The sequence below is a fragment of the Desulfoluna sp. CLI2B genome (genome assembly GCF_056847375.1).
Map to the genome: position 1 here is coordinate 2,614,718 of NZ_CP186557.1, position 13,641 is coordinate 2,628,358.

A 13,641-nucleotide genomic window follows, 5' to 3' on the forward strand; every position below is an offset into this window, starting at 1 on the left:
CCGGCAAGCCGGCCTTTTTTTTATTATCTGTCGCGTGTCAAACCTGCACCAGGGGTCCTAGAAAATACCCTGGACCTTGCCGGTCTCAACATCCACATCCACCCGGCGGAAGGAGGGGTTGGAGCCGGTGCCGGGCATCAGGCTGATGGTACCGGCCACAGGCACGATAAACCCGGCGCCGCCATAAGTCAGCACCTCACGGATCTGGAGTCGCCAACCCGTGGGCACCCCTTTAAGGGCGGGGTTGTCGGAGAGGGAGAGGTGGGTCTTGACCATGCAGAGCCCCAGTTTGGCAAGTTCGGGGTCGGCCTGGATGCGCGCCAGAGAAGCCGCTGCATCGGCGGAGAAGTCCACGCCGTCGGCACCGTACACCTCGGTGGCGATGAGTTCGATACGCTCCTTGACCGGCATGTCCAGGTCGTAGAGGAATTTGAAATCCGTGGGCTCGTCACACGCTGCGATAACGGCATCTGCCAGCTCCAGGGCGCCGTCACCGCCCTTCTCCCAGTGCTCGGAGATGGCGAACTTGGCCCCTTCGGCCTCCACCAGCTCACGGACCTTCTCACACTCGGCCTTGGTGTCGGTAACAAAGGCGTTGAGGCAGACCACGGGGCTGATACCGGCTTTGCGGACGTTGCGGATGTGGTGGATCAGGTTGGCACATCCCTTCTCGACCCACTCCACGCTCTCTTCGCTGTACTCCTTGGGCATGGCCTTGCCGGGAACGGGAACCGGGGCGCCGCCGTGGCACTTGAGGGCCCGGATGGTGGCCACGACAACGGCTGCGTCGGGAACCAGGCCGCTGTAACGGCACTTCAGGTTCCAGAACTTTTCAAAGCCGATGTCGGCGCCGAAGCCCGACTCGGTGACGTGGAAATCGGCAAGCTTGAGGCCAACCTGGTCGGCGATGATGGAGCTCTGACCGATGGCGATGTTGGCAAAGGGGCCGGCGTGGACAATAACGGGCTGGCCTTCCAGGGTCTGCATGAGGTTGGGGTTCAGGGCGTCCACCATCCAGGCTGTCATGGCACCGGCCACTTCCAGATCCTCGGTGGTGACGGGCTTGCCCTTCTTGTCGTAGGCCACAACGATCTTGCCCATGCGGTCACGCATGTCCTTGAGGCTGGTGGCAACCGACAGGATCGCCATGACCTCGGAGGAGACGGCAATGCCGAACTTGGAACGCATCATGAAGCCGTCTCGCTTGCCGTTGACCCCGTCCATACCGATAACGATGTTACGCAGGGACTGGCAGCAGTAATCGATGACCCAGCCCATCTCCACGTTGGTGGGATCCACGTCGAGGCGAGGCATCTTGGTGAGGCGGTCAAGCTGCTCGTCGGTGTAGTTGCGCTCATGCTGCATGCGGGAGGTCAGGGCGACCATGGCGAGGTTGTGGGCATTCATGATGGCGTTGATGTCGCCGGTGAATCCCAGGGAAAAAGGAGTCAGGGGAATGCACTGGGCCAGGCCGCCGCCGGCGGCAGAACCCTTGATGTTCATGGTGGGGCCGCCGGAAGGCTGGCGGATGGCGGCGGACACGCGCTTGCCGCGTTTGCCGAGGCCCTGGACAAGGCCCATGGTGGAGGTGGATTTGCCCTCCCCAAGGGGCGTGGGAGTGATGGCGGTAACATCGACGTATTTGCCGTTGGGCTTGTCCTTCAGGCGTTCAAGAACCTTGCGATAGTCAATCTTGCCGATGTAGTGGCCCTGGGGCAGCAGTTCTTCCTTGGTCAGCCCGAACTCTTCCGCAATCTCATAAATGGTTTTCATGGATTTCTCAGAATCCTGAGCAATTTCCCAATCAGCGTGCTTCTTTGGATCTAAAGCCATTCATTACTCCTTTCAAGAATTGGCCCACAGAAAGAGCCGGTAGCATGGTGATGAAAACAAATTCCTGGTCTGTACGTCCCAATAATCAGTGCCTGCACGTGTACCATAAAAAAGCATCCACCAGCAGGAATTATCCGGTTGTTCAGAATTGCTTGGCGCACATGCGCCCGGCCCGAAGTCTTTCCGGGCCACATTGCATCACGCCGCTGTGTTCGGCCCCTGGTGCGAACACAACAACGCCGAGGCAGGTCCCTCATGTTTGTTTTCACTACTTCCTGGCAGCTCTTCTTTGCATTCCCCCGGAAGAAACCACCATCATGTCGTATAACGTCTGCATTGATCGTAAACGCCGTTCCAAACGCCATGACAACAGAACGGATTGCCTTCTATCCTTTGTTTATTATTCGGAACTATCTCTCAATACCCCATACCAGTCAAGCACTTTTTCGGCTTAATTAGTATTTTTAATGTTACTCATCAATGACAGTTGTCATCCATTGACTCCAACAGAAAGAATATCCTTCAGAGCCCCTCACTTATAAGGTTCGCAGCGTCGACTTAACCCCGAACTATCATGGCGCAACACCTTCAATATTTAACTGACGCTCACTGTCAAAAACCGTATATTACTTCTCAAAGATCATCCCGGGAAAAATAATTCGAATCATATGATATTTAATATTGACAGCACCCAAGGCAGTTGTTAGAAATTTCATGGTTTAGCTATCCTAAAATAAAAAAAAGAATCACAATTCAGAATCATATAAATAGAAGAGTAAACGCCGTGCCCAGCACGATCTCTTAACACGCTCTCTTGCGTTACCTTCCAACTCCGCTCTTTAAAAACTTCAGGTTTCTCCTCGAAGCGCCCAAAGGATCGTCACAATCCGACGGGCGTGATCGACACGAATAAACGAATGGACGCCTTCATCCATATAATTAGTCAACGACAAGGAGGTAACATTGGGTTTCGAAATCATTAAAGAGTCCTATGCAGGAAGCATCAAGGAAATTGCCATCGGAGCAGGCGACAACGCCATCTCCGTCGGTGGTGCCTCATGCTACCCTTTCTATCAGTTTGAAGGGGACATGCCGCACAAACCCAAAATCGCCATGGAAGTCTGGGACATGGCACCTGAAGACTGGCCCGAAGCCTGCCTGGCGCCGTTTAAAGATGTCGTTAGCGATCCCGCGGCCTGGGCAAAACTCTGCGTGGAGAAATTCGGCGCAGAACTCATCGTACTGCAACTCAAAAGTATCGATCCCAACGACAAAGACGCCAGCCCCGCCGAAGCCGCCGCCACAGTAAAAAAGGTGGCCTCAGCCATCGACGTGCCCCTCATTGTCTGGGGCTGTTCGAACCCGGGCAAGGATGAAGAGGTCCTTAAAGCCGTCTCGGAAGAGTGCCAGGAATTCAAGCTCACCTTGGGCCCGGTTGAAGACGCCAACCACAAAGGCATCGGCGCCTCGGCCATGGGCTACGGCCACGCCCTGATCTCCTCATCCCCCATCGACGTCAACCTGGCCAAACAGGTCAACATCCTTCTGGAAAACCTGGGCATGCCCATGGACAGGGTCATTGTCGACCCCACCACCGGTGGCCTCGGCTACGGCATGGAGTACTCCTACTCCGTCATGGAGCGCCTGCGCATGGCAGCCATGCAGCAGGGCGACGACAAACTCCAGTTCCCCATCATCAACAACCTCGGCAACGAAATCTGGAAGTGCAAGGAAGCCAAGCAGAGCGTTGAAGAGGCCCCCATCCTCGGCGACCCTGAAAAACGCGGCATCCTCATGGAGGCCGTCTGCGCCGTTTCCTACCTTGTCGCCGGCGGCGATATCCTGATTATGCGCCACCCCGAAGCCGCCCGGCTCGTCCGCTCCTTCATCGACCTGATGATCGAGGGAGGCATGGCCACCGACGTGGCAGGCATCACCAAACAGCTTGACGACGTGGATGTCGACTTCGCAAGCCTTGCCCCCGCCCCGGATACCGCCATCGCAGAAGAGAAAAAAGCAGCCCCCCAACCCGCGAAAAAAGAGGCACCCAAAGCCGCTGCAGAAGCTCCGGCAGCCCCTGCCGCTCCCAAGACGGAAGCCAAGCCTGCCCCGGCCACCCCCGAGCCCGCCAAGGCCGCTGAACCTGCCAAGGTTGAAGAACCGAAGGTAGATCCTGAAGCCCAGGCCAAAGCGGACGCAGAGGCCAAAGCCAAGGCGGAAGCCGAAGCCAAGGCCAAAGCCGAGGCGGACGCAAAGGCCAAGGCAGAAGCCGAAGCCAAAGCAAAGGCAGATGCGGAAGCCAAAGCACAAGCCGAAGCAGAGGCCAAGAAGCAGGCTGAAATCGACGCCAAGGCCAAGCGGGAAGAAGCCGAAGAAGCCATCCGCGCGGAGCGAGCCAAGGCCCGTGCCGAGATGGCCAAGACCCGTGGAACCCAGCCTGAAGCCCTGAGGACACTCACCGCGGCAGCAGAACAAAAGAGCCAGCTGGACAAGCTCATCGATCGCCTCAACATGATCCACCGTCGCGTAGCGTAAGCCTTAAGGTACGTTCATTCACGAAGCCGCATCGAAGCGCGCTTTGAGTGCAAGGCAAAGGATGACCCTACAACAAGAGGAGGAACCTCTGATGGCAGACGAAAAAAAAGCAAAGGCAATGAAGCTGGCAGATCCGCTCAATGCCTCCATTGATCCAGCGACTCAGCAAATGATCAGACGAGCCCAGGAACTCGGCGTCGAGACCGTGTTCGACCGGGCTGAAAACATGAAGCCCTGTAACATCGGTATCCAGGGCATCTGCTGTAAAAACTGTGCCATGGGTCCCTGCCGCCTCCCCCTTCCCAAGGGCGGCATCGAAGGCGAAGACACACGAAAAGGCCTCTGCGGAGCCACTGCCAACACCATTGCGGCGCGTAACTTCGCCCGCATGGTCGCAGGCGGCGCTTCCGCCCACTCCGACCACGGACGCGGCGTTGCTGAAGTATTCCTCTCCGTTGCGAGAAAAGAGACCGAAGACTACCAGATCAAGGATTACCACAAGCTTCTTGCCATCGCTCCCCACTTTGACGTGGACACCACCGTCACCGTGGACGGCGAAGTCAAAGACCGCGACATGGACGAGATCGCCCTCGAAGTGGCCGAAAAGGCCATGAACGAATGGGGCAAGCCCGACAGTGAGTGCCTCTATATCAAGCGTGCCCCCGAGGCCACCTACAACCGCTGGAAAGAGCTCGGCGTCCTTCCCCGAAACGTTGACCGCGAGATCGTCGAGATCATGCACCGCACCCACATGGGCGTGGACCAGGACTACAAAAACCTCATCAAGCAGTCCACCCGTGCGGCCCTGGCCGACGGCTGGGTTGGTTCCATGATCGCCACCGACCTCCAGGACGTCATGTTCGGCACCCCCAGCCCCGTGCAGTCCGAAGTGAACCTGGGCATCATGAAGGCGGACCACGTCAACCTGGTCGTCCATGGCCATGAGCCCATCCTCTCGGAAATGATCGTGGCCGCCAGCCAGTCCAAGGAGATGATGGATTACGCAGCGGAAAAAGGTGCCAAGGGCATCCAGCTCGGCGGTATCTGCTGTACGGCCAACGAACTGGCCCAGCGCCACGGCGTGCCCATCGTGGGGACCTTCCTGCAGCAGGAGCTTGCCATCATCACCGGCGCCTGCGACGCCATGGTCGTGGACGTGCAGTGTATCTTCCAGAACCTGGCCAACGTGGCCAAGTGCTTCCACACCAAGCTCATCACCACCCACCCCATCGCCCGCATGGAGCAAAACAACGTCATCCACATTGAGTTCGACGAGCACCATGCCATGGAAGACGCCAAGCGCATCGTCAAGATGGCCATCGACAACTTCGAAAACCGCAAGGCCGAGGTGATGATTCCCGTACAGAAAGAGACCCAGGTGGTCGGTTTCGGCGTGGAATCCATTGAGTACCATCTGGGCGGCTCCTTCAGGGGCTCTTACTACACCCTGAACGACAACATCATCAACGGCCGCATCCGGGGCATCGCCGGGGTCGTGGGCTGTAACAACGCGCGGACCAAGCACAACAACGACCACATCACCGTCATCAAGGAACTCATCAAAAACGACGTCATCGTCCTCACCACCGGCTGCAGCGCCATCGCAGCGGGCATGGCCGGCCTCCTCAGCCCCGAGTGTGCAGCCGTCCATTGCGGCCCCGGCCTTGCCGAGGTCTGTGAAACCGTGGGGATCCCCCCTGTCCTCCACCTGGGATCCTGCGTGGACAACTCCCGTATCCTCCTGGCCGCCACCGAAGTGGTCAAGGCCGGCGGACTCGGCAAAGAGATCAAGGACCTTCCCGTGGCCGGCAGCGCCCCGGAGTGGATGAGCGAGAAAGCCATCTCCATCGGCCACTACTTCGTAACCTCCGGTGTCTACACGGTCTTTGGCGTTACCCTGCCCGTGGACGGCGCCCCTGTCTTCAAGGACCATCTCTACACCGACCTCGAAGGTCTCTACGGCGGCATGTGGGACTGCGAGCCCGACCCTGTCAAACACGCCCAGAAGATGATCGCCCATATCGACAAAAAGCGCCAGGAGCTGGGTATCGACAAGGCAAGAGAACGTGTCCTCATGGATATGGCCGCCCGTCAGGCCATCGACGGATAGCGGGTCGGCGGCCCGGTCCGGCCGCCATCCACATGCTTGATCATCAACCTTTAAGAATATCCTCAACGAAGGAGGAAGAGCATGTCCAAATTAGTCGCATTCGCCGCCATACAGGGTGGTTATAAAGTGGTCTCCCAGGTGGAAGGTGAGTACAAGAAAGCACTTGAAACATTTGACGCGAGCACCAAGGTAAGCTTCGGCAACACCGCCTATTACCTGCCGGTCATCTACTCCCTTCTGGGTATCAAGGTAGAGACCCTGGAAGATATGAAAAAACCGCTGGATTTTGCCCGCGGCCTTCTCCCTCCCCACGTCAAGGGCAAGAACCACCTGCCCTACCTGGGGCCCCTGCTCGACGCCGGCATGGCAGCCATCTTCGCCTATGAAATCAAGGAAGCCCTACGCATCCTGAACGAGCCCGAGTTCTACTCCTTTACGGAAGACCCGGACGTGGAAGCAGGCAGCATCTGGCTCGGCCCCGCCGACGACACCATCCTGCGAAAGCGCGGCGTGGAGTTCGTAGACGGCAGCGCCCCGGGCTTTGCAGCCATCGTGGGCGCCGCCCCCAACTCTGAAATCGCCAAGGACATTGTGGAAGACTACCAGAAGAAGAGCCTCTATATCTTCTGCGCGGCCAACCACAACAACACCAGCGTCATCCAGCAGCTCGTGGAGCAGGATGTGCAGGTGGGCTGGAACACCCGTATCGTGCCCTTTGGCCCGGACATCTCGTCTGCCGTCTTCGCCCTCGGTTTTGCCAACCGTGCGGCCATGGCCTTCGGCGGCGTTCAGCCCGGGGATCACCGCAAGATGCTCATGTACAACAAAGAGCGGATCTTCGCCTTTGTCAACGCCCTGGGCGATGTGGGCACCGAGTGGGGCGTGGCGGCCGCCGGCTGCGTCAACTGGGGTTTCCCCACCCTTGCCGACACCGACATCCCCGAGATCCTGCCCACGGGTATCTGTACCTACGAGCACGTGGTGGCCAACGTCCCCCACGAGGAGATCTGCCAGAAGTCCGTGGAAGTGCGCGGCCTCAAGGTCACCGTCTCCGACATCAACATCCCCTGCTCCTTTGGCCCCGCCTACGAAGGCGAGCGTGTCCGTGGTGCCGACCTGCACAGCCAGATGGGCGGTGGCAAGACCCAGTGCACCGAACTGGTGAAGCGCGCGGAAATGAGCGAGATCGAAGACGGCAAGGTCATCGTGGTGGGCAAGGACATCCCCGACCTCTCCGAAGGGGACACCCTGGACCTGGGCATCTTTATCCAGATCGCCGGCCGTGAGTTCCAGGAAGACTTTGAGCCCATCATGGAGCGCCAGATCCACCACCTGGTCAACTACATCCAGGGCATCATGCACATCGGCCAGCGCGACATCTCCTGGGTCCGCGTCAGCAAGTCCGCCGTGGACAAAGGCTTTACCCTGAAGGACATCGGTGTAGTCCTCCACGCCAAGTTCCATCAGGAGTTCCAGAAGATCGTCGACAAGGTCCAAGTGACCCTTTACACAGGCAAAGAAGACGTGGCCAAGCTCACGGCAACGGCCCGTGCCGAGTACAAGACCCGTGACGAGCGTGTGGACAAAATGACGGACGAGGATGTGGAGATCTTCTACTCATGCTCCCTCTGCCAGTCCTTTGCCCCCAACCACGTCTGCACGGTGAGCCCCGAGCGTACCGGCCTGTGCGGCGCTTACAACTGGATGGACTGCCGGGCAGCCTTTGAGATCAACCCCACCGGCCCCAACCAGCCCATCGAAAAGGGCGAGTGCCTCGACCCGGTCCTCGGTCAGTGGAAAGGTGTCAACGAGTTTGTTGAAAAAGCCTCCCGCGGTGCCGTCACCCACTACAACTTCTACTCCATGGTCATCGACCCCATGACCACCTGCGGTTGCTGTGAGTGTATCGCCGCCATGCTCCCCAGTTGCAACGGGGTCATGACCGTCAACCGGGAATTTGCCGGAGACACCCCCTCGGGCATGAAGTTCACCACCCTTGCAGGCGTCATGGGCGGCGGTGCTTCCTCCCCGGGCTTTGTGGGCCACTCCAAGTACAACATCACCCAGAGAAAGTTCATCAAGGGCGACGGCGGACTGCTCCGCATGGTCTGGATGCCCAAGATGCTGAAAGAAGAGATTAAGGATCGCCTTGATAAGTACGGTGAAGAAAACGGCTATCCCGATTTCTACAACATGATCGCCGATGAAACGGTGGGCACCACCGAAGAGGAAATTCTGCCCTTCCTCGAGGAAAAAGGTCACCCCGCCATGTCCATGGACCCGCTCATCGGATAATGCCACGGCCTCCGGGCGGCCGCCCTGCCGCCCGGAGGCCCTGCTGTCCGGCATTGTTATCGAGCGTCATCCAGACAGGACCCAGACAAGGAGATACACATGGCTCTTACCGGTATACAGATCTTCAAACTGCTGCCCAAAACAAACTGCAAAGAGTGCGGGGTGCCCACCTGCCTCGCCTTTGCCATGAACCTGGCATCCGGAAAGGCGGAGCTGGACAACTGCCCCTACGTCTCGGACGAAGCCAGGGAAAAGCTCGCCGAAGCCTCGGCCCCTCCCATTCGCCCAGTGAAGCTGGGCAAAGGGGTCCGTGAAGCCACCGCAGGCGGCGAAACCGTGATGTACCGTCACGAAAAGACCTTCTACAACCCCACCACCCTGGCCGCCACCATTCCCTCTTCCATGGCTGAAGCCGACCTTGCGGCCCGCCTGACGGCCTGGAACGCCTTCCAGTACGAGCGCGTGGGCCTTAATCTCCGGCCCGAGCTCATCGCGGTCAAGGACGACGGCGCAGGCCCTGATGCCTTTGCCAAAACCGCAAAAACCATCGCCGAAACCTCGGAGTTCAACCTCATCCTCATGAGCGAAGACCCCGAAGTGATGAAAGCCGGCGTGGAGGCCACGGCCTTTAAGCGGCCCCTCATCTACGGCGCCACAGAGGCCACCGTGGAGGCCTTCGGTGAGATCGCCAAGGCGGCGGAGCTTCCCGTGGCTGTCAAGGCCGACGGTGTCGAAGCCCTTATCCCCCTGACCGACAAACTGACGGCCATGGGGATCAAGGACATCGTCATCGACTCCGGCAGCCGGGACCTCAAAGGCTCCTTTGCCGATCAGGTCGCCATCCGGCGGGCAGCCCTCAAGGGCGGCAACCGCTCCCTGGGCTTTCCCACCATCACCTTTCCCTGCGAAATGGCCGGAAACGCCGACATGGAAGCCCTCATCGCCGGGATGTTCGTGGCCAAGTACGGCGGCATCGTGGTGCTCTCCGAGTTCAACACCGAGACCCTCTTCCCGCTTTTGCTGGAACGCCTCAACATCTTCACCGACCCGCAGCGCCCCATGACGGTCACCGAAGGCATCTACGAAATCGGCAACCCCGACGAGAACTCACCGGTGATGGTCACCACCAACTTTGCCCTCACCTACTTCATCGTCTCCGGCGAAGCCGAGGGCAGCAGGGTCCCCTGCTGGCTCCTCATCAAGGAAGCCGAGGGCCTCTCGGTCCTCACGGCCTGGGCCGCTGGCAAGTTCAGCGGCGATGATGTGGGGGTCTTTGTGAAGAAAAGCGGCATTTCCGAGAAGATCAAGCACAACGAGCTGATCATCCCCGGCTACGCCGCAGCCATCGCAGGGGATGTGGAAGAAGAGCTCCCCGACTGGAGCATCACCGTCGGTCCCCGAGAAGCTGCGCACCTGCCCGCCTTCCTGAAGGCCAAGGTCGGTGCCGCCTGATCCAACGGCGCCCTTGTCGCCCGTCCCGCCCGGTTACCGGGGCGGGACGGGCTTATTTTCCAACTCACGCACGTTTTTCTGTTCTTGCAACATCAACTCAGATCCGGAGGGAATTTTATGGGTTTTCAAGTCATCGGAGAAAGCTTGAACGTTATCGGCAAAGAGATCGGACGCGGATTCAGAGAGAGAGATCCCAAGCCGATTCAGGAAGAGGCCCTCTTCCAGAAATCCAAGGGCGTGGACTGGATCGACATCAACCTCGGTCCCGCCAAGAAAGACGGCGTAGAGCTGATGCCCTGGGTTGTGGAAACCGTGCAGGAAGTGGTGGATGACATTCCCCTGGTCCTCGACACCTCCAACATCGACGCCATCGCAGCCGCCCTTCCCAAGTGCAAACTGCCGCCCATGATCAACTCCATCATGGCCGTGCCCGAACGCTATGAGCGTATGATCCCCCTGGCCGCCGAAAGCGGCGCCCACTTCTGTGCCCTGATGTGGGGACCGGAAGGCCTGCCCAGGGATGAAAACGAACGCGCCGCCCTGTGCGTGGAGCTCCTCTACGCAGCCAACGAAGCGGGGATCCCCAACGAAAAGATCTGGGTGGACGGCATCGTCACCCCCGTCAACATCCAGCAGCCCCAGGCCGTGAGCCTCCTCAACTTCATGGACATGCTCCAGGACATCGCCCCGGGCGCCCGGAGCACCTGTGGGGTCTCCAACATCTCCAACGGCGTACCCGATCACCTGCGGCACATCATCAACATCACCTTTACCTCCATGCTGAACATCAAGGGCATGGAATCTTTTATCGCCGACGCCAAGGACGACGCCACCATGGGCCTGAGCAAAGGCAATCGCCCCGACATCTATGAGGTGATCCAAAACACCATGGACGGCAACCCGCCTGCCCTGGATTCCCTGAGTGAAGAGCTCCGCGGCTATGTGAAGACCTGCAACGTCATCCTGGGCCACACCCTCTTTTCAGATTCCTGGCTGGAAGTCTAACCATTGCCATGGGACGGGCCGGTTTGATGGTACCCTTTATTTTTGTTGAAAACCGGGAGAATGCCCCCAACGACGCACCGTCCCCCCATGAACCCGAAGCCCCGCAGCCCCTGCGGGGCTTTTCTCATCTTCCGACGAGACGGAAGGAGCAACAGGCAACAACCATGGACAAGACCAAACACGACACCAACTGGGTCTACATCTACGTCAACAACCCCGGAAAAGACGAGTCCTTTGCCGGGTTCGACGATCAGGAGCTGGGGATTCGCTTCATCCCAGCCTTTCACGACAAAGAGAGCGCCCTGATGTGCTCCGCCCACTTTATGGAACGGCATGCCGTCTTCGAGGCCCAGGCCATCCACCGTGACGACCTGAACCGCTACGCTGCCGAGCAGCGCTTTCTTATCTTCATGCTGGCAGGTAGCAAAACAGGGGCCATCCTTGAAAAGATCAGCCCCTTTTCCGCCGCAGGCGATGCCTGAAAAAAGACGCGCCTGGCAAACAAAAAAAGAGCGGCCTCGTCACAATCCCCCATTGATCTGTGTAAAGGCCCCCTCAACCCTTGCGCCACAGGGGCTTATGGCCCATAGTAAAATAAAAGAAACGAACCAGCGGGAACGCGAGTCCTTCCGCGAGTTTTTGACATATCCGGGGAGCGCTCTGTGACGGAGCGCCTGCCCCACGACGGGAGATGAATCTGTGAGTTTGAAACTGGCTTTTGGAGGCAAAGGAGGAGTCGGCAAGACAACCCTTACCGCTCTTATCGCACGCATCATCGCCCAGGAGGAGAAAAAGGTCATCGCCATTGACGCAGACCCTGTCTCCAACCTGGCATCGGCCCTGGGTATCTCCGAAGACATGGAGATCACCCCCATCGCCCAGCTCTCCGACCTCATTGCCGAGAGGACCGGGGCAAAACCCGGAACCATGGGAGGGTTTTTCACCCTCAACCCCAAGGTGGACGACATCCCCGACCGGTTTTCCCTGGAACGGGACTGGCGCTCGGCAAGCCGCTCGCTATGGGAACGGTTCAAAAGGGCGGATCCGGCTGCATCTGCCCGGAGAGCACCATCCTGAAAGCCCTGATGATGCACCTGGTGCTTCAGCGCGACGAGGTGGTGGTCATGGACATGGAGGCCGGAGTAGAGCACCTGGGCCGGGCGACCACCTCATCGGTGAACGCCCTGGTCACCGTGGTGAACCCCGGCAAGAGAAGCCGGGTGGCGGCCCTTCAGATCCGCAAACTGGCCGAGGAGCTGGGCATCAAACGGGTCATGATCATCGGCAACAGGATCCGCACCGATGAGGATCGAAAGATGATCGAGGAGAGCTTAAGTGATTTCGAGATCCTGGGGTTTGTGCCGGAACTCGATGAAGTGGCGGACTCCGACCGCTCCGGGGAGCGTCCTTACGAACGCATTGAAACCGCCCCCGAGGCCCTTATGGATATCGCCAGAAAGCTCATTGCCCTGGCATAAAAAAACGTAACTATTCCGCTAAAAAACAGCCTCCGGCGGCAAGGTGTACCACCTTGAAAGCAGGTTGCGGATGTGTTTTGCCCCTCGTTCCTCGGGTCAAATCACATCCGCCTTTAAAGTAAAAATTCACTCAAAAAGATTCTTTAAAACCTGTTTGTTAAACCCGCCTTTATAAAATCAGGCAAACGTTTAGCCCCCGGCAGGGCCGCCGGAGGCATAAGCTGAATAGTTACACACAAAAAAAACGCCCCCTTTCTTTCGAAAAAGAAAGGGGGCGTTATGGACGTCTTCGTAATCAGGTCACCCGCCATGGCGGGCAAACGCGATTAGGAGCAGCAGGAGCCGGTGGAGCTGCAGCTGCCGCAAGCGGACTCAAGCTTGAGGCTTGAGGTCACTTTAAAACCCACTTCAAGGAAATCGACCTTGATGGGCTGGGCCTGGGCCAGGAACTCTTTGTCTACGATGTAGACATAACCATCCACTTCAAATTTTTCATCGGTGTCTTTAGACTCATCCAGAGCCATGGCAAGGGAGGGGCCCCCTCAGCCACCGGAGTTGAGAAAAATACGAATGGGCATCACTTCCCTGCCCTTGAAATATTCTGCAATCTGTTGCGTTGCAGCCGCAGTCACCTCTAACATGGGACCTCCATAGAAGCTGTAAATATATAAGAAAAATGAAACTTTCGTTTCGTCTATCGGGCTTGGCACAATGTAAACATTCGATTTACCCTTGTCAATAAAGAAAAGCTATGGAAAACCCATCCCCCATGTGGTTTCATCAATACCGTTACACCGTTGTGCCGCATCGGCAACGGCAGCCTCAAAGGCCCGGCCCGGCGTCATCAGGTTGTCATCCCAAGGCCATAGATATCAACAGGATAAAACGGACGGAGACAAGACAGGCCTCCGGCATTGTCATATTCCCTCACCA

At 58.2% G+C, this 13,641-nt stretch carries 10 protein-coding genes; 8 read left to right on the forward strand and 2 right to left on the reverse strand.

Features of this window, described 5'->3' with window-relative positions; genetic code table 11:
- Window positions 1-57 precede the first annotated feature (57 nt).
- A complete protein-coding gene (locus ACOYW2_RS12350) occupies window positions 58-1,833 on the reverse strand; it encodes a formate--tetrahydrofolate ligase (protein WP_180141517.1) in 1,776 nt (591 codons plus the stop codon).
- A 963-nt stretch (window positions 1,834-2,796) separates the two neighbouring features.
- On the opposite strand from ACOYW2_RS12350, the gene ACOYW2_RS12355 reads away from it, so the two are divergent.
- From ACOYW2_RS12355 to ACOYW2_RS12390, 8 genes are all read left to right on the forward strand, one after another.
- On the forward strand, window positions 2,797-4,368 hold the full coding sequence (locus tag ACOYW2_RS12355; protein ID WP_482770602.1) for an acetyl-CoA decarbonylase/synthase complex subunit delta: 1,572 nt from the start codon (window positions 2,797-2,799) through the stop codon (window positions 4,366-4,368).
- Window positions 4,369-4,459: 91 nt separating this feature from the next.
- Window positions 4,460-6,478, forward strand: a complete 2,019-nt coding sequence (cooS, locus tag ACOYW2_RS12360; RefSeq protein ID WP_482423177.1) for an anaerobic carbon-monoxide dehydrogenase catalytic subunit — start codon at window positions 4,460-4,462, stop codon at window positions 6,476-6,478.
- Between the two features lie 81 nt (window positions 6,479-6,559).
- Window positions 6,560-8,773 carry an acetyl-CoA decarbonylase/synthase complex subunit alpha/beta gene (gene acsB, locus ACOYW2_RS12365; RefSeq protein WP_482416082.1) on the forward strand — a complete coding sequence of 738 codons (2,214 nt, stop codon included), beginning with the start codon at window positions 6,560-6,562 and terminating at the stop codon, window positions 8,771-8,773.
- 99 nt (window positions 8,774-8,872) lie between these two features.
- Complete coding sequence (acsC, locus tag ACOYW2_RS12370) at window positions 8,873-10,225, forward strand: acetyl-CoA decarbonylase/synthase complex subunit gamma (RefSeq protein WP_482770603.1); 1,353 nt, start codon at window positions 8,873-8,875, stop codon at window positions 10,223-10,225.
- A 117-nt stretch (window positions 10,226-10,342) separates the two neighbouring features.
- Window positions 10,343-11,230, forward strand: a complete 888-nt coding sequence (locus tag ACOYW2_RS12375) for a dihydropteroate synthase (RefSeq protein ID WP_180141527.1) — start codon at window positions 10,343-10,345, stop codon at window positions 11,228-11,230.
- 164 nt (window positions 11,231-11,394) lie between these two features.
- The gene (locus ACOYW2_RS12380; protein ID WP_482770604.1) at window positions 11,395-11,712 is read left to right on the forward strand and encodes a hypothetical protein; all 318 of its coding nucleotides are present in this window, start codon (window positions 11,395-11,397) and stop codon (window positions 11,710-11,712) included.
- A gap of 217 nt (window positions 11,713-11,929) precedes the next feature.
- Window positions 11,930-12,307, forward strand: a complete 378-nt coding sequence (locus ACOYW2_RS12385) for a nucleotide-binding protein (RefSeq protein ID WP_482770605.1) — start codon at window positions 11,930-11,932, stop codon at window positions 12,305-12,307.
- A complete protein-coding gene (locus ACOYW2_RS12390) occupies window positions 12,250-12,708 on the forward strand; it encodes an ATP-binding protein (RefSeq protein WP_482423181.1) in 459 nt (152 codons plus the stop codon). Before ACOYW2_RS12385 ends, ACOYW2_RS12390 begins: the two co-directional genes overlap by 58 nt.
- A gap of 326 nt (window positions 12,709-13,034) precedes the next feature.
- Here the strand turns inward: ACOYW2_RS12390 and ACOYW2_RS12395 are convergent, their stop codons facing one another.
- A complete protein-coding gene (locus ACOYW2_RS12395; RefSeq protein ID WP_180141533.1) occupies window positions 13,035-13,232 on the reverse strand; it encodes a hypothetical protein in 198 nt (65 codons plus the stop codon).
- Window positions 13,233-13,641: the final 409 nt, after the last annotated feature.